Genomic DNA, 18,066 nt, shown 5'->3' on the forward strand with positions numbered 1-18,066 from the left:
CGAGCGAGATTCTTTCACCGGCCAGGTCAATAAACGTATGCCGGGCAAATGTGCATCGTAAACATAACGGTTAGCCAACTTTGTTTTCTTTTGCCTGTTTAGGCTTTTTGTTATCGTTCGATGCTTTAAAATTAATAACAGCGTCTAACGCTTCGTCTTCATCCTTATGTACGAAATTATTCATATACCCCATAGTTGTAGCAATATCAGAATGCCTGAAAAGTTTTTGGGCGGTTGTTAAAGCAATCGTGTCACCTGCAATTTTACCAAAACTATGTCTTGCAATGTGCATTGTAATATTAGTGGTAATCCCTGCTTTGGGAGCAACCTTTTTAGTTAATAGTTTGTCAATCCGACAAATACTATTGGCAATTTGCTTTTCCACTTCAAATCTATTCTCTAAATCAGGAAGCATTTTAAGTTCAGGAAAAACAAGATCGTCAGGTTTTTTCTTTTGGTCAATATAAAATTCTAAAATCCTTTGAGCCTTGTCTGGTACTTTGAGCGATACAGGTTTTAAATTTTTACCCATAGTGTAGTACAATCGACCATCTCTGAAATCTGACCAACGCAAACGTAATACATCGGAGCCACGCATCCCGCCAAAATAGAATGAAAACAGCCAGACATTGCGAGAGTGATTTTGCAATGCATAAACCAATTCAACATTTTCGAGTTTTTGTACATCACCCGCAGCAAAGCCAATCTTCTTTGTGTCTGGAAATTTAATTACGATTTTACCGCGACCAAATGGATAGTTTTTAGGATCGGTAATTTGATTTTTAATAGCCTGACTGAATACAGATCGAATAACTACCCAATGATTAATTGCCGTTCTCTCACCAAGGCCAAGTTTTGTAATACAATGCTGTTTAAAACGCTCCAAAAACGCAACGGTAATATCAGTAAATGCAATTTCGGATGAGCCGCAAAACTCTCTAAAGTGCTCAATTTTGGATTTGTCGGCAGTATATCGATTATATTTACCCGCTTCCTTTAACGTGTCTATATACATTTTTGCTTGGCCGAAAAACGATGCACCACCCCTTGGTTTTACTTTTTGTTTCATGGCTGCACTCGAAACGTGTTCTGTACTCGCTTCCAGTTCAAGCGTTTTTCCCATAGCTTCCGCAACTTTAGTAGCTATCAGGTTATTGAACCGTACAGAATTTGGATGAGATTTTTTTACACGCTGTGCACTTACATCCCAATTATCGGGTGAAATGTAATAGCCAAGATAAATGTAGCTTTCCTTGCCATTTTTATAAATTCGCAATGCTAATGGACAAGTGCCATCTGCTTTAGGTTTTTTTCTTAGAACAACTTTTATAACCGACATATTGGTACGAAATAGGTACGACAATATACGGTTTTGCATGGTATGAAACAAATTCAAATGACAATAAAATGCCCTAATTCTGCCATATAAGCCCATTTTGATTCATTCGGAACCATGATCAAAAGCCTCATAATCTTTTGGTCCCTGGTTCGAGCCCAGGTGGGCGCACAAAACGGCAAATCCGCCGCTATAAATCCTCTCTAAGTCGCTGATTTAGAGAGGATTTTATTTTTTAGTGATCCCTTTCACTCCTCAAGCTGATGCACACTATTGGTGCGGTAAGTAATTATTGTCCGGTGGCCCCGCCCTTGTTAACGTTGCAGATTTATTTCAGTAGTGTAAATAGAACAACGGATAGCCAAAATAGCTTAACAATTCTTTTTTTATATCAGGAAATTAGCAGGCTGAGTTGCGATGTCAGAGATTAGAAATCGCAAACTGCTTTTCAAATGAGCTGCAACAAAAAAACAAGATATTTATTTGTTATACTGAGCCTTGTATTTACTACCCGCGTACACGCTGCTGAGGTTAATATAACAAGCTACGGTGCTATAGGTAACGGTGTTACACTCAATACCGCAGCCATACAGCGTGCGATTGACGATTGCGCAAAAAATAATGGCGGAAAGGTTATATTTCCTGAAGGGCGCTTTTTATCCGGCACCATCGTACTAAAAAGCAACGTGACGCTGTTACTGCGAAAAGATGCTGTTTTATTAGCAAGTACAGACCTGAACGATTATCAAAACCTGGACCCATTTGTAGAAGGCCTGGGCACTCCGGTTGGCTGGGCGTTAATTGCCGCCGTTGATGTGATGAACGTTGGTATTGAAGGCGAAGGCATGATTGACGGGCAGGGCGCTGCTGTTAAAGCAAAACAGATATTAACCGATAACAGGCCCGAAGGGCAGCGGTGGGGGCGCAGACCATTTTTACTGCGCGTTGTGCGTTGTAATGGTGTTAAAATTAGCGGAGTTAGCCTGCTTTACTCCGCCGCATGGACATCACATTACTTTCAGTCGCGGAACATCAGTATCAGCAATATTAAACTTTTAAGTGTAGGTGTTGCACATAATGATGGCATTGATATTGACGGTTGCCAGGATGTTGATATTAAAAACAGTGACATTGAAAGCGGCGATGATGCACTGTGCTTTAAAACAACTTCAAGCAAAATGCCTTGCAGCAATGTTCTTATTAGTGGTATGCGTTTAAAGAGCAACCAGGGTGCAATTAAGATGGGTACCGAATCGATGGCCGCTTTTGAACACATTAAGATAGCTAACTGCTATATTTACGATACCAAAAACGGTGGTATAAAATTGTTAAGTGTGGATGGCGCACATTTGCATGATATCGGTATTTCGGATATAACAATGGTTGAGGTTAGAACACCGATCCTTATCCGCCTGGGTTCAAGGCTTAGCATTTTTCGTAAAGGAGAGGATATCAGGCAGCAAACCGGTACACTGGAGGATGTAACCATCCGTAACGTAAAGGCCAAAGCGGCAGATAACGCACAGCTGATGCCGCCATCGGGTATATTAATCACAGGCATACCCGGGCACAACATTAAAAACCTAAAACTTGAAAATATTGCTATCCAATTGGCTGGTGGCGGAAACATAGAAAACTCAAGGCAGGTTGTACCAGAGGCTATTGATCAATATCCTGAAGTAAAAACTTTTGGACCCGTCATTCCGGCTTATGGCATATGGGCAAGGCATGTTGAAGGCTTAAAGCTTTATAACATAAGTTTTACTATCGGAGGTAATGATATGCGGCCTGTATTTGTTTGCGAAGACGGAAAGGATATTGAGTTGAATGGCTGGACAGTGCCTAAAACTACAAAAACAGAAGCCATCATCAGGTTGGAGCATGTTACCGCTGCTGTTATTATGCATGTAGATGCAAAGAGCTCTGATGCGGCGTCATTTGTGCGTGTGGAGGGGAGTAGTGGGGTACCTGTAAAGTTAGTTGAAAATAGCCTGGTTCAAGGTGTCCCAAACGTTACTATAGTTAACTAAACCTTAATCAAAACTATTATGCAAATTAAAAAGGTAATTAAAAAAGCCGCGGCAGCTTGCCTTATACTTTGCTATTTAAAAACTATGGCGCAACACGGTGCAAGCACAACTGCAATCATCACAGTAAATTCCGGTCATATCGCAGCAATTGGAAAAGATACCATAACCATAATAACCGGGAGCACATATAGATACAATGTTGATACGCCAGAGGATAAAGGCCTGGTGTTAACTAACCTGACTACCGGCGAGTTCCTTGCCGAATTGCTTACTTCAAACGGTACCGCTCAAAAATATGTTGTTAAGGATAAAACAGGTGTTTTGAAAACCGATGGCTTGATCGTAGCGGGTGATCGATTAATGATTACTTCCACAGGAGGAGAGGTTATTAAAACCTATTGTATATCAACAAAGGCAATGGCCCTGGGCGGGCAACTTACGCTGGCGCAAAGCGCTATTACCATAAATGCCAGCACTAACCTCACGTTAAATTTCAAAGCCGGCCAACGAAGCCCGGATGCCAGCGTAACTATTTGTTTGCCAAAAGGCGTTTATGCCAGCATGGATAACACAACCGTAAATGTGATAGGCCGTGGCGATGTAATGTTAAAAAATCTTAGCACACAATCCATAGGGCGAACAGGTACGCATTATTCATACAACAAGGTTGGTGATGTTACCATAACAGGCAATGTTACTGTAGGGCAAACAATAACTTTTACACACCTTGATTTGAGGCCCGACAATGGTACCGATCTTAAAATTACCATCAACAATATTCGATTAAAGCGCACAGGGAAATACGTATTCAAAAGCAAATACACTACATCACAACCTGAGCAATTAACAAGCCCGGGCACAGGTACCGAGGTTGCCGTTTTAGCAGTTACAAATACAATAACTGATTTTGTACGGGTGGCCCCCAAGCCTGTGTTGTATATGGAAACACCACAAACATATAGCAGCGCAACTTTTAATTGGGGCGCAGTGCCTGGTACTGCTATAAAAATGATGCAATCCGCCGATGGCGGCATACACTGGAAACCTGCATTAGCTGTTATTAAGCCTGGGCAGGGCAACGTTACTGTTTCAGGGCTCTTGCCCGATCAGCACTATGCTTTCAGGTTGTTGCTTGCCGGGGGGCCGCATAAAGGCGCATCAAACATTGTGCATTTTTACTCGGGCAAAGTCAATATCAGTAAGTGGGTTAAAAGTGCAATCGCAGCCGAAGACAACACGGACAATATAAACCAGGCCATTAGTTATTTGAACAGTATTGGTGGCGGTACATTATATTTTGGTAATGGTATATACATGGTGCGTACAATACATCTTAAAAGTAATGTTTACCTGTATATTGATAAGGGGGCCACGCTACAGGCGCTTAAAGGAAATGATGCGCCAGAAACTACCTGGTTCTGCGATAGGAAATACCGGTCAGGTCTTTCGCCAACAGATATGGGGCCTTATGCCGACCCGGAGAACTACATGACAAAACAGGATGTTGGGCACCAATATTTTCATAATGCCATGTTTTTTGGTGAAAGAGTGGATAATATTAAAATTATTGGCAATGGGCGGATTACCGGCGATGGTAACCTGGTTAATGGCGATAAAGTAATGAATAACGCCCCTGATAACAGGGCTGATAAAATATTCGCGTTAAAACTATGTACCAATATTGAGATTGGCGGGCTTTACCGCAAAGAAGATATGTGGTATGATGCGGATAAAGATGAGCCTTATTATATAGGCAAAAACGGGGCTAAGTTGAATGTAGACAATATGCTGAATATAGACCGCTCGGGCCATTTTGTATTATTGGCAACCGGCAGCGATAGCATTAGCGTGCATGATACTTATATGGGCAGGCAGTCTGTTTCCAACACCCGCGATATTTATGATTTTATGGGCTGTAATAATGTTAACGCAACGAATATTTATGTGACTAACACATCAGATGATATTATCAAATTGGGGTCTGATTGTTCGCTGGGTTTCACCCGGCCTGCACGTAATTACCGGGTTCGCAATATAGTGGGCGATACCAATTGTAACCTGGTACAGTTGGGTTCGGAAACAGCCGATGATATTACCGATGTGTATGTGGATAATATTTATGTTCTGGGCAGCAACAAAGCCGGATTTTCCATTTCAGTGAACGATGGCGGCCACATCAATAACGTAAAGCTGAACAGCGGATACACAGGATCCATACACACGCGTTCAAAAATGTACAGGTGTACAACCCCGTTTTTTATATCCATATCAAACAGGGGCCGTGTAATTGGCGCCGATGCCGCCAGGTATATTTTTAGCGGCAATGAGAAAAAGCACGGTGAATTGTTAGTGAAAAATGTAAATATAGGCGGGGTTGAAAATGTCAGTTTAAACGGGTTGGATGTTTATGAAACATACGGCGGGAGTTCATACAATGGCAAACGGTGGCAGCCTTATAATGGCTCGCAAAAAAAAGCCAGCGCTATTATTGCCGGTTATAAACTGCCCGATGCGGGAGATATTACAGACGGGCTTGATTTTAGATTGCCCAATGATAAACACACAGGCTACGTTAAAAATATAACATTAAATGGTATCAGTATTTTGGTTAAAGGCGGCAACGGGGCCGCTGATACCGCTGCAGTACCACCGGAAATGGGCGTTGGTCAGTATAATATTGGCGATTTAAAAGTACAACCTGCATACGGCTTATGGGCGAGACATGTTGATGGTTTAACGATCAAAAAAAGTAACTTTAATTATGAAAAACGCGATAGCAGGTATGCGCTGTTTTTTGATGATGTTAAAAATGCAGAATTAAGTAACGTTAAGGTTGTGAGGCCCAATGATAATAATGCATCAATTGCACTTAAAAATGCCTCTGATATCCGCATTGATAATTTTATTTATTTTCAGGACTTATGGGGGAGTTTGCCTGCACACATTGCGACCAAAAATGCCAGTAGCAGGAGCATGATTTTAAAAATACCACAACAATAGCAAAAAATTGATCAATATAATGATCGCATTAGTTCCTTGTCAATAACTCCTAATAATATGCCAATAAGCAATAATTGTACTTATCGGATAATTGTACTTTTGATTTGTTAACCAGCTAAAACCAATAGTCAGTTTATGAAAAAAGTGTTACTCCTTATTGCAATAATTTGTCCTGCTGTTACATATGGGCAAACATCGAATACCGAGGAAGTGGTTCGCCGTGTTGCCGATCACATCATAAAAAATACCACCTTTAAATTTGTGAATACCAAAACACACGAAAAGTACGAATCGACTAAAGGTTTGGCCTCATCGGGTGATGTAAAGGCCGAAAGTACCTACAACAAATGGATGTATGTGAATGGGGTACTCACTATCGGCATGATGCAAACCGCGACCGTATTAAATGATACCAAATACTCGGACTACTCGCAGCATAATTTTGAGTTTATTTTTAACAACCTGGCTTATTTTGAGGAGCTGTATAAACAAAAGGTAAAAACAGAATACGGACCTTATTTTAGTATGAGCAACCTGGATGCCTGCGGAGCTATGGGTGCAGGACTGTTTGATGTTGACTTACTTGCTCATAAAAAGGAATACCGTGCTTACCTGGATAGGGCTGCCGATTATATTTCGCATAAACAATTACGTTTCCCGGACGGAACACTATCGAGGCCGCAGCCGCGCTATATGACGCTTTGGGCGGATGACCTGTTTATGAGTGTGCCGCTTTTAGCCCGTATGGGGAAATTAACCGGCGATACCCGTTATTTTGACGATGCCATAAAACAGGTAGAAAATTTTAACAAATACCTGTATGATGACCGTACGGGTTTATTTTTCCATAACTATTTTACCGATGTCGAAATGAACGGTGTAGGCCACTGGGGCCGTGCAAATGGATGGTTGGCTGTGGCGCAGTGCCAGCTCATCAGCAACCTGCCGGCTAATCATCCTAAACGAGCGGAACTGATCCGATTACTGTTAAGGCAGATCGTTGGGTTTTCGCGCTACCAGGATCAAACCGGTTTATGGCACCAGGTGTTGGATAAACCCGACTCGTATTTAGAAACATCGGTAACGGCCATGTATGCCTACTCGGTTGCCCACGCGGTAAACGAAGGCTGGATAAACCCGCGCTATTTAGCCATTGCCAAAGAAGCCTGGAAAGGCCTGTCCACTAAAATCACTCCCGATGGCGAACTGCAGGATGTATGCATAGGTACCAATATGGAAGAGAACCTGAGCTTTTATTATAACCGGCCTAAAGAACTGAACGATACGCATGGTTTAGGCGCTTTACTGATGGCAGGTACCGAACTGATAAAAGCAGAAAAGAATGCAAAATAAGAAAATAGCCGCCCCTGTAAAAATTACACTGGCGGCTTTTTTAATGCTGATCACTTTTTGTGCGGTGGCTCAAAAAATGATAGTGGAAAGCCTGGAGGGGCCGGTTACCCAAAATGAGATAAACGCGTTTAAGGCGCATATTGAAACGGCAGACGCCCCGCCCGGCAACGGTAATGTTTGGGTGTTTGGCAATGGAGGCAAAAGTATCGAGGCCTGCGGTTTAATGTATGAGGTATCGCACGATAGGGCTATCCTGAACCAGATGATCTATTATTGCGATGAGATGCTGTCGCGCCGCAACGATCTGTGGCCTGCAGAAAAGGGTGGACAGCGAATTGTGTGGACCGGAAAGGTTGAACCGGTGTGGCCATCATCGAATCCGGATGTAAAGCCTGCCGGTGCAGGAGTGGAGCAAGGCGATGAGATAGCACACATGTGCTACTGCGCAAAGCTGATATTGCAAAACCCGGACTTGTGGGATGTTAAAGTTGACATAGGTGACCCATATCATTTTGGCTATACATATAAGGCAAGGGCGCTGAAATACATCATCGAGGGTGACTATGTGGTTGATAACTGGATACTGCCGCATTTTATCCGCCGCAGCGAAAACAATCACTACTACTTTCCGGGCGAACCGAACACTTACAAAGCGAACGAGCCTGCACCCTGGAACCAGGCATGGATGCTGACCAACGCCCTGGTTCGGCTGGTGGAGTGCCATGTACTGCTTAAGGATGATAACAAGAGAGTGGCAGCTTATGATGCCATTATACAGCCAAATATCAACTGGTTTATCAGTAGTTTAAGGCCGGGCCGGTCGGCCAAGGGTACATTGGTTTATACCTGGGCCTATGCCTTGCCGCGGGGGATGGAAGATACCAACCATGCCGCTTACGATAGCGAAGGTTTGTGGATTGCCTATAACAGCGGCCGGTATAAACTTACTTTTAACGACCTCGTGCCGTTTGCCAATACCTATTGCGATGTAGTGATGGGCACGGTAACCGATGGGAAATTTGCTGGCAGGGTTGATGGCTCTACCGGAACAGGGCATGCAGGTGGCGATAATTTTGTGCGCGATGAATACCTGTACCTTGCCGAGTTTAGGCCCGATATGTTTGCGAATATGGCCAATGCCGAGATCAGCACCAATAAAGTTGCCGTATCGATGCCGATAACCGCCCGTTTATTGTGGGAAAAGGATAGGAGATATAAAAAGAACAAACAATGACGCTGGATGTTTCAGGGAACCGTTGCCAGGTATACTTAACGTGTAAAAACGGATGAGTTAATAGCTGATAAACCATAATGTTTCCGTGCTTTTAAACCTAACTTTGAAAAACCGGGCGGTTGTAAATAGCTTGTCCAAAACCATTTTATTACTAAATATGAATTTTTATAGATGGGATGCCAAACACAGCGGATTTACTGTGTTTTTGATTTTTATGATGATGAGCAGGGTAGATGCCCAGCAAAAAAACATTTACCATAAAGGCTGGATAGATTTTAATAAGAACGGGAAGATGGATGTTTTTGAAGATCCGTCGCAACCCATTGATACCCGTGTTGCCGACTTGCTGTCGCAGATGACGGTGGACGAGAAAACCTGCCAGACGGCCACGCTTTATGGGTATGGCCGCGTATTGAAGGACGAGATGCCTACCCCGGGATGGAAGAACGAGATATGGAAGGACGGCATTGCCAATATTGACGAGGAGTTGAACGGACTGGCTTATCACCACTCATCGGATACCAAATACTCGTACCCTTACAGCAGGCACGCCGAAGCCATTAATACCATACAAAAATGGTTTGTGGAAGAAACGCGGCTGGGCATACCTGTTGATTTTACGAATGAGGGCGTGCACGGCCTAAACCACGACAGGGCCACGCCATTACCTGCACCCATTGCCATTGGCAGCACCTGGAACAAGAGTTTAGTTTACGAAGGCGGCATGATCGTTGGTCGCGAGGCAAAAGCTTTGGGCTATACCAATATTTACGCGCCGATATTGGACCCCGCCCGCGATCAGCGCTGGGGGCGTGTAGTTGAAACCTACGGCGAGGATCCTTTTCTGATAGCCGAACTGGGTAAGCAAATGACCATTGGTATACAAGACCAAGGCGTTGCTGCAACGTTGAAACACTTTGCGGTTTATAGCGTACCCAAAGGAGGCCGCGATGGCAGCGCCCGCACCGACCCGCACGTAGCGCCGCGCGAAATGCAGCAGATATACCTGTACCCCTTCAGGCGGGTGATAGAAGAAGCACACCCGCTGGGTATAATGAGTAGTTATAATGATTGGGACGGCATTCCCGTAACAGGCAGTTATTATTTTTTGACAGAACTGCTAAGGCAAAAGTTTGGCTTTATGGGATATGTGGTGTCGGATAGTGAGGCGGTAGAGTTTATTTACTCTAAGTATCATGTAGCTACTGACCCGAAAGATGCAGTGCGCCAGGCGTTTGAGGCGGGGTTAAATGTGCGTACAAACTTTACCATGCCGGGTACCTTTATTAACCCGCTGCGCGAATTGGTAAAAGAAGGTAAGGTTTCGATGAAAACGCTTGACAGCCGTGTAGCAGATGTGCTGCGCGTTAAGTTTAAGTTGGGATTGTTTGACCAGCCCTATGTTGCCGACCCTAAAAAGGCCGACGAAATAGTTAACCCAAAAAACACGAAAGATTTTGTGTTGAACATGGCGCGCCAGTCGATAGTGCTGTTAAAGAACGACCATAACTTTTTGCCCCTGGATATTAAAAAGACCGCTAAGATTTTAGTGGCTGGTCCGCTGGCAACGGCAAACAGGTATTTGATAAGCCGCTACGGTCCCTCGAACATAGCCATGCCAACTGTTTTGGATGGAATTAAAACATATGTGGGTACTAAAGCCGAAGTAACTTATGCCAAAGGCTGCAACACGGTTGACGCCACCTGGCCCGAAAGCGAAATTATTAATACACCGCTAACGGCAGAGGAGCAGGCATCGATAAACGAGGCGGTGGAGCAGGCCAAAAAATCGGATGTAGTTATAGCGGTTTTGGGTGAAGATGAAGACCAGGTAGGCGAGGCCAAATCGCGTACGGGACTTGACCTTCCCGGAAGGCAGGAACAACTGCTGGAAGCCTTAAAAGCTACCGGGAAACCGGTGTTATTAGTGATGATAAACGGCCAGCCTTTAACCGTTAACTGGGCCAACCGGTATGTTGATGGTATTATAGAGGCCTGGTTCCCGAATAACGCGGGTGCGCAAGCCATTGCCGAAACAATTTTTGGAGATTACAACCCTGGCGGCAAGCTATCCATTACCTTCCCGAAAACAACGGGGCAGATCGAATTTAACTTTCCGTTCAAACCATCGTCGCAAGCCAACCAGCCGGCCGCCGGTCCAAACGGTTATGGCAAAACCAGCGTTAACGGTGCCTTATACCCTTTTGGGTTCGGGTTGAGCTATACTGCATTTTTGTACAGTAATTTGCTGGTTACACCCGATAGCCAGCACCGGCAAGGTGATGTGCAGGTGAGCGTGGATATAAAAAACACAGGCAAAGTTAAAGGCGATGAAGTGGTGCAGCTTTATTTAAAGGATATGCAAAGCAGCGTAGTAACTTATGATACCCAACTGCGGGGTTTTGAACGGATTACGCTGGAGCCTGGCCAAACCAAAACGGTTAAGTTTACCCTACACCCGGACGATCTTGCTTTGTTGGACAAGAATATGAACTGGACGGTAGAGCCCGGCACATTCGAGGTGAGGATAGGTAGCTCATCAGAAGATATCAGGATAAAAAAACAGTTCGCTATAGTTGAATAAAAAAATAAACAACATGAAGATCATATTCCCCGTATCAGCCAAGAGGCAAAGCATTATTTTATTGTTGATTTTAGGCTTATGTAAAACTGCTTTTGCAGGCGATATTAAAGTAAACTCGATAGATGCTTTGCAGCGAGCTATCAATAACGCCAAACCCGGTGATGTAATTGTTTTGGCGAATGGTAAATATACCGCAATACAGGATATTACTGTTGACAGGAAAGGTACACCGAAGCAACCCATTGTTATTTGCGCCGAAAGCAACGGCAATGCCGAAATAAGCGGTAACGGCGGGTTCGACCTGGTGAGCGGGGCTGCTTATGTGACTATAAAGGGGTTTAAATTTACCAACAAAGCAAAAAAAGACAAGACTGAAGGCGGCAGCCATTTTTGCCGATGGACGCAGAATATTTTTGAGAACAGCGGCGATGGCGAGGATCTGACCATTGCGGGGAGCGACCATGAGATAGACCACAATACCTTCCAGAATAAAAATGCGATGGGGCGTATGCTGGCTATCCGGGGAACCGGGAAACAAATAGCCGAGCGCTTAAGCATCCATCATAATTATTTTAAGAACTATACCGACCAGGGTGGTAAAAACGGCGCCGAGACACTGCAGTTTGGTTTGAGCGGGTTTAGCCTATCTACCAGTAACAGCGTGGTTGAATATAATTTATTTGAGCAGTGCGCAGGCGAGAATGAGTTAATATCGGTAAAAGCATCGGGCGTTACGTTACGATATAATACCGTTCGCGATTGCCTGGCGCAGTTTACTTTAAGGCATGGTAATAAATGCGCGGTTTACGGCAACTACTTTATCAATACACCCGGCTTACGCATATTTGGCGATGATCACATCATTGTGGGCAACTACTTTGAAAACTGCAAGCCTGCAATTACGATAGGTAACGGCGACGGCGAAGTAGCCGATGGTGCACAACTAACCGCACATGACAGGCCCGACAGGATATTGATAGCGAACAACACCTTAGTTAACAACCAGCAAAACTACGTGATGACACAACGTACCAACGGAATGGGCGCTACAGATGTGACATTTACAAATAACATTATACAGGGCGGTGGTTTGGCGGCTGCCATAACAGGCCCTTATCCCGGCGCGAAATGGCAAGGCAACATTTTATTTAATGTAAAAGATGCCGGGCAAATACCAACCGAAGGTTATACCATGGCCGACCCAAAACTAACAAAAGGTAAGAATGGTTATTTTGCTCCCGGCGTGGCGAAAGAAAAATGGTATTATCCGTTTGTAAAAGCTGATAGTAAGGGGCAGGTAACAGCCGGTACCGAAGCAACCCCGGTTTTAAAACCGGAGAATGTGGGATATACTGCCCTGAATTAAAAAGGTTGGTGCAATCTTATATAATTGGAGGGATCTATTAGGTTTCACGCAAAAAGAGTACATTTTCATGATATCCCTTCAATAATTAATACCTGAATTTTAGTTGATGTTTTTTAGCGTTGCCGGGGAATTGCTGGCACCTTATTATGCTGTATTGTCAATTTTTATAGCTGTAATTACAATTCCCGGTGTCAAAATAGCTGAATAATTAGCCAATAGTATTCATAATAGGCAAATCAAAAATAAGGTACTTGCATTAACCAATTATTCCTAAAAAACCAAAACTAAAATGATGATGAACAACCGTTGTGAGGCTACTCCGTTATTGACTTTCATTAATAAGTCCCTTTAAATTAATCCCATTATAATTAACTAAATCCTAATCTTAATTAGCGTTATGGTAAAACTATTTACTCAAAAAATTCCCAAGGCAGGGAGCTTGTTTTTACGGCTGCCCATGCTTAGTTTGTTATTGCTGTTCAGCATATCATCTGTGTTTGCACAAGGTACCGGTGTCAAAATAACGGGTACCGTTACTGATTTAAAAGGTGAGCAATTGATAGGTGTAAGTGTTAAGGTAAAAGGCTCACCCAATGGGGTAGCTACAGATGCTAACGGTAAATACACTTTAAGTGTACCCAATGAAAAGGCTATATTGGTATTTACTTATGTAGGTTATAAATCACTTGATGAGGTAGTGGGTAACCGAAAAGTAGTGAATGTTTCCCTGGCCGAAAACTCAAGCGTGTTAAATGAGGTAAACATTGTTAACATCGGCTATGGTCAGTCTGTTCAAAAGCGCGACTTAACCGGCTCTATTTCCACTGTTGGTGCTAAACAAATAGATGAGCGCCAGCCGGTAACACTTTTTGATGCTTTACAAGGGCAAGCCGCGGGTGTATTGGTAGCTAATGATAATGGTGATCCATCAGGGCAAGGTACCATAACTATTCGTGGTACAGGTACTTTAAACTCGGGTGCCGGGCCGCTGTATGTAATAGACGGCGTGATCAACACGGATGCTAATTTTCTTAATCCGCAGGATATCGCTTCTATCGAAATATTAAAAGATGCGGCTTCGGCGGCAATATATGGCTCGCGCGGTGGTAATGGCGTTATTTTAATTACTACTAAACGTGGGCAGGAAGGCAAATCCAAGGTTACCCTGAGTTACGGACATTTGTTTGGCCGTTTAGCACACAGTTTGCCAACTGTATCGGCTAATGATCTGCGTTACTACCGGAAAAATCGTGGGGATGGTAATAGCGGAATTAACCAGGATTCGGTAAACCATTACCTGAATGCTGATAATGATTACCAGGAACTATTGTTCAGAACAGCCAATAAAAATACTTACAATGTTGGCATAAGCGGTGGCCAAAAAGGATTAAGCTACTACACCGGCCTTGGTTATATTGATGATCAGTCTATCGTTCTAAATAGCTATATTAAACGTATACAAGCTACTATAAACATCGATTTTACATCATCCGATAAATTTAGAATAACCAACAACCTGGCTTTTGCTTATCAAACCGGCAATGATATACCTGTAGGTACTTCTATACAGCAAATTTTTGAGCGTAATCCATGGACGGCAATCTACCGCCCGGATGGTACCTTGGCAAGCTATGTAGAGTCAAAAAGAAACCCCGTTGCTTATGCATTATTGCAAACCAACACAGCAACAAGCTACCTGGCCCAATACAATACTGCAGCAACGTATTCTTTTACAAAGGAGCTTAAATTTACAACCAGTTTTAATGTTAAGCTTAATAACCCAACTACACAAACCTTTACTCCATCAATATTAACCAGTGGCGGTACTGGGGCAAGTGTAGGGGGCAGTACAGATACCAGGCAGTTTTCTTATCAATTACAGTCGTTTCTTAATTATGCCCATTTATTTGGGAAATTTAATCGTGTTACAGCCAGTTTAGGCTTTAGCCGTGAGCATTTCAGGAGTGATGGTTATACCATAGGCGATAATAATTACTTAAGCGAAAGTGTATTTACCTCTAACGTAGGTGTAATTGACCTTACAAAGACAGGGACAACCGCCACCGCCTTTGGTACTGAATCTGTTTTTGGCCGTATTGGTTACGATTACAAATCCAGGTACATTTTTACGAGTACAATACGTCGTGATGGCTCATCACGTTTTGGTGACACAAATAAATGGGGTGATTTTTATTCCGCCGGTTTTGCATGGCGTTTTACCGATGAACCCTTTATGGCGTGGACAAAGAAAGTACTTGAAGATGGTAAATTACGGTATAGTTTTGGCCAGTTAGGGAACGATCAGCTGTCAAGCAACTACCTTTATTCAACGCTTATCAATTTTGGAAACTCCAATGTAAATGGTTCGTATGCAGGCAACAGTACGTCGGCGCCATCAACCACATTGGGTAACCCGCTTATTAAATGGGAAACCATTACAACACATAACTTCGGCATTGATTTTAACTTCCTTAAGGGCCGTTTAACATTCACTCCTGAGTATTATATCAAAAAAACCAGCGGATTATTGTATTCAACCGCGTTACCCGAAGAAACCGGTTCTAATAATGTAACCGTAAACCTGGGCGATATCAAAAACCAGGGTTTAGAACTTACGTTACAGGGTACACCGGTAGCAACTAAAAACTTCAGCTGGAACATCAGTGCAAACGCATCGTTCCAAAAAGCGGGTTTAATTGTTGCGCTGGCAAATCATACACCTTACCTGGTGTCATCATACATTATACAAGAGGGGGGCAGAGTAGGCGATTTTTACCTGTACAACAACCTTGGTATCTATCAGTATGACGTGTCAAACTCATATGCTGCAAACGGCAACAGGTTAACTCCCGTTGGTGTATCTGCTGATGGAAAAACCGCGACAAGCTTTTTAGATAACGGTCAACCATATACAGGAGCTATACACCAGCTTTCGCGTAACGGCCTCACTTTAAAAGGCGGCAGCGTAATTTGGCAAGATGTAAATAATGACGGTGTTATTGATGCCAATGATAAGCAGATTATGGGTAACGGTATACCAACCAATTTTTATGGTTTAACTAACTATTTTACATACAAGCATTTTACGCTTAATGTAACCTTTAATGCGTCGTTTGGCAATAAGGTTTATAATGCTACAGCAAATTCGCAAAACGCCAACAGCTCAACTTATTCGCCGCCAACGGTAGATGCGATCTATAACTCGTGGCTGCGCCAGGGTGATGATGTCAGATATCCACTGTTTACCAATAAAGATACCTATGGTGATGTTAGCAGTGGTGTAAACAGCTTTTATTTACAAGATGGGTCTTTTATAAGGCTTGCCAACGTAAAGCTGACATATAATATCGACCAGAAATTCCTTTCAAAATTCAAAGCCAAAAGTTTATCGTTTTACTTATATGGCGACAATTTGGTTACCTGGACCAATTACAGCTGGTTCGATCCTGAGTTTAGTAGCTCAAACGCACTTACTCCGGGATACGACAATGGTAAATACCCTAAACGCCGCGAGGTGGGACTTGGCCTCAATTTAACCTTTTAATAATGAATTTGATCATTAATAATAATAACATGAAAAAATTAATAGGAATTACCGCTGTAGCATTAATTATTGCCATAGTGAGTAGTTGTAAAAAAGATATAACAGAATTACCGTTAAGCGCGGGCGATTTAAATAATTATTATAAAAGCTCAAAAGATATGACCGCGGCCATTGCGGGGATGTACACCTCATTTCAGGAAGAAATGACAGGTGTAGGTACAGGCAAAGATGCATCTGATGGTACCGAAGCTTATGGCGGCAGGTACCATTATTGGGGCGAGGGCAGGTCTGATAACTTTGACAGGAGCCAATACGTAAATTCAACTATGACCGAACTGGCTTTTAACAATTTAACCATTAACAACCCTGCTACAGACTGGGGAGGTTTATATCGTACTATTTACCGCGCTAATTTGAATATTAAATATTTTCCGCCAATAGCCAAATCAGACCCATTGGTTACACCTATTGTACTTAACAATGCATTGGCTCAATGTTATGCTATGCGCGCCGAATGTTACTTTTACATTGTTCGGCTTTGGGGCGATGCGCCGGTTTGGACAGAGCCTTATACTGATGTTACTCAACCATCGGCAAGGCCGCGGGTAGCAAAGGCTAAGATTATCGATTCGGTGATCATTCCCGACCTTGCAAATGCATATTCGCTTATCCAAAAAAACCAAACACCTATTGTTTGGAACATTAATGAGGGTGCTATTTGTGCTATGATGGCCGATGTATACATGTGGAGGGCGGGCCAGCCCGGTGGTGGTCAAACCGATTATCAAAATGCGATAACCTGGATACAAAGATTGTTTTTAGCCAAAGGACCTACAGGCGTAGCTTATGGCGGTACCACTGCTGCAAATCTGGAAACTCAGACCAATTGGAAAAACCTTTTTATAGCTCCTACAACTTCTATCGAGCCTATCTGGAGTATCCACTGGGATAATACGGTTAACGGATGTGCATGTATACCCATTACTACACAATTAAGCAATAACCCCGTTAAGGCAGATTCGGTGGTATATTTCACCTGGAAAAAAAATAACAAAGTTGATACCAGGTTTGCTAAAACTATTGATAGTACAGCTACAACCACCGCATCAACTCAGTTGGCACACATGGATAAAGTGCTGAAATATTTTAACACAAATAATAACGCTAACGGTATTTTGCCAACAGGTAGCACGGCGTTAAGCTTAAATGTTTACCTGGTGATGTACCGTTTGGGCGATGTTTATCTGTCGTTAGCTGAGGCGTATGCCCAAACCGGCGATCTGACGAACGCGTTAAAATACCTTAATTTTATTTATCTCCGGGCACGTATAACCGGTACCCCTGCTATACCGGCAACCCAATATACTACCACTGTTGCCATGGAGAACGCCATATTGCAGGAACGCCAATATGAACTATACGCCGAAGGTAAACGCTGGTTTGATCTGGTTAGAACGGGTAATGTTAAAAATGTGATGGATCCTGTAGTTGCAAGGCGTCAAAAAGCTTTCGGTACTGCTCAAACCGGCTTTCAGGACCTTAACAAAGTATTGTGGCCATTAAGTCAGGATGCGCTTAATTCCAATCCATTGTTAGTACAAAATCCGTGATATTAATAA

Annotated in this window: 9 protein-coding genes; 8 read left to right on the top strand and 1 reads right to left on the bottom strand. The window is 43.1% G+C overall.

Translation table 11 applies throughout. The features are described 5' to 3' along the window. Positions 1–70 precede the first annotated feature (70 nt). Positions 71–1,339, bottom strand: coding sequence for a site-specific integrase (locus KXQ82_RS05805; protein WP_219487214.1), 1,269 nt, complete (start codon positions 1,337–1,339; stop codon positions 71–73). A gap of 449 nt (positions 1,340–1,788) precedes the next feature. Between KXQ82_RS05805 and KXQ82_RS05810 the strand changes: the two genes are divergently transcribed. The 8 genes from KXQ82_RS05810 (at position 1,789) to KXQ82_RS05845 (ending at position 18,057) form a co-directional block, all read left to right on the top strand. Next, on the top strand, positions 1,789–3,366 hold the full coding sequence (locus tag KXQ82_RS05810; RefSeq protein WP_219487215.1) for a glycoside hydrolase family 28 protein: 1,578 nt from the start codon (positions 1,789–1,791) through the stop codon (positions 3,364–3,366). Between the two features lie 18 nt (positions 3,367–3,384). Beyond that, on the top strand, positions 3,385–6,366 hold the full coding sequence (locus tag KXQ82_RS05815; protein ID WP_219487216.1) for an endopygalactorunase: 2,982 nt from the start codon (positions 3,385–3,387) through the stop codon (positions 6,364–6,366). Between the two features lie 135 nt (positions 6,367–6,501). Next, positions 6,502–7,719, top strand: coding sequence for a glycoside hydrolase family 88/105 protein (locus tag KXQ82_RS05820; RefSeq protein WP_219487217.1), 1,218 nt, complete (start codon positions 6,502–6,504; stop codon positions 7,717–7,719). Next, entirely contained in the window at positions 7,709–8,953 is a 1,245-nt protein-coding gene (locus tag KXQ82_RS05825) for an alpha-1,2-mannosidase (RefSeq protein WP_255563468.1), read from the top strand. The genes KXQ82_RS05820 and KXQ82_RS05825 overlap by 11 nt, the downstream gene beginning before the upstream one ends. Before the next feature lie 157 nt (positions 8,954–9,110). After that, entirely contained in the window at positions 9,111–11,537 is a 2,427-nt protein-coding gene (locus tag KXQ82_RS05830) for a glycoside hydrolase family 3 N-terminal domain-containing protein (protein WP_219487218.1), read from the top strand. 13 nt (positions 11,538–11,550) lie between these two features. Continuing rightward, positions 11,551–12,903, top strand: a complete 1,353-nt coding sequence (locus KXQ82_RS05835; protein WP_219487219.1) for a polysaccharide lyase 6 family protein — start codon at positions 11,551–11,553, stop codon at positions 12,901–12,903. Between the two features lie 397 nt (positions 12,904–13,300). Beyond that, entirely contained in the window at positions 13,301–16,447 is a 3,147-nt protein-coding gene (locus KXQ82_RS05840) for a SusC/RagA family TonB-linked outer membrane protein (RefSeq protein ID WP_255563469.1), read from the top strand. A 29-nt stretch (positions 16,448–16,476) separates the two neighbouring features. After that, a complete protein-coding gene (locus KXQ82_RS05845; protein WP_219487220.1) occupies positions 16,477–18,057 on the top strand; it encodes a RagB/SusD family nutrient uptake outer membrane protein in 1,581 nt (526 codons plus the stop codon). The last annotated feature ends 9 nt before the right edge of the window (positions 18,058–18,066 follow it).

It is taken from the genome of Mucilaginibacter rivuli (genome assembly GCF_019391655.1).
Lineage (GTDB): Bacteria > Bacteroidota > Bacteroidia > Sphingobacteriales > Sphingobacteriaceae > Mucilaginibacter > Mucilaginibacter rivuli.

Coding starts and splice junctions, on each gene's coding strand:
- KXQ82_RS05820 (WP_219487217.1), top strand. CDS start 6,502: ATGAAAAAAGTGTTACTCCTTATTGCAATAATTTGTCCTGCTGTTACA.
- KXQ82_RS05825 (WP_255563468.1), top strand. CDS start 7,709: ATGCAAAATAAGAAAATAGCCGCCCCTGTAAAAATTACACTGGCGGCT.
- KXQ82_RS05845 (WP_219487220.1), top strand. CDS start 16,477: ATGAAAAAATTAATAGGAATTACCGCTGTAGCATTAATTATTGCCATA.
- KXQ82_RS05805 (WP_219487214.1), bottom strand. CDS start 1,339: ATGTCGGTTATAAAAGTTGTTCTAAGAAAAAAACCTAAAGCAGATGGC.
- KXQ82_RS05810 (WP_219487215.1), top strand. CDS start 1,789: ATGAGCTGCAACAAAAAAACAAGATATTTATTTGTTATACTGAGCCTT.
- KXQ82_RS05815 (WP_219487216.1), top strand. CDS start 3,385: ATGCAAATTAAAAAGGTAATTAAAAAAGCCGCGGCAGCTTGCCTTATA.
- KXQ82_RS05830 (WP_219487218.1), top strand. CDS start 9,111: ATGAATTTTTATAGATGGGATGCCAAACACAGCGGATTTACTGTGTTT.
- KXQ82_RS05835 (WP_219487219.1), top strand. CDS start 11,551: ATGAAGATCATATTCCCCGTATCAGCCAAGAGGCAAAGCATTATTTTA.
- KXQ82_RS05840 (WP_255563469.1), top strand. CDS start 13,301: ATGGTAAAACTATTTACTCAAAAAATTCCCAAGGCAGGGAGCTTGTTT.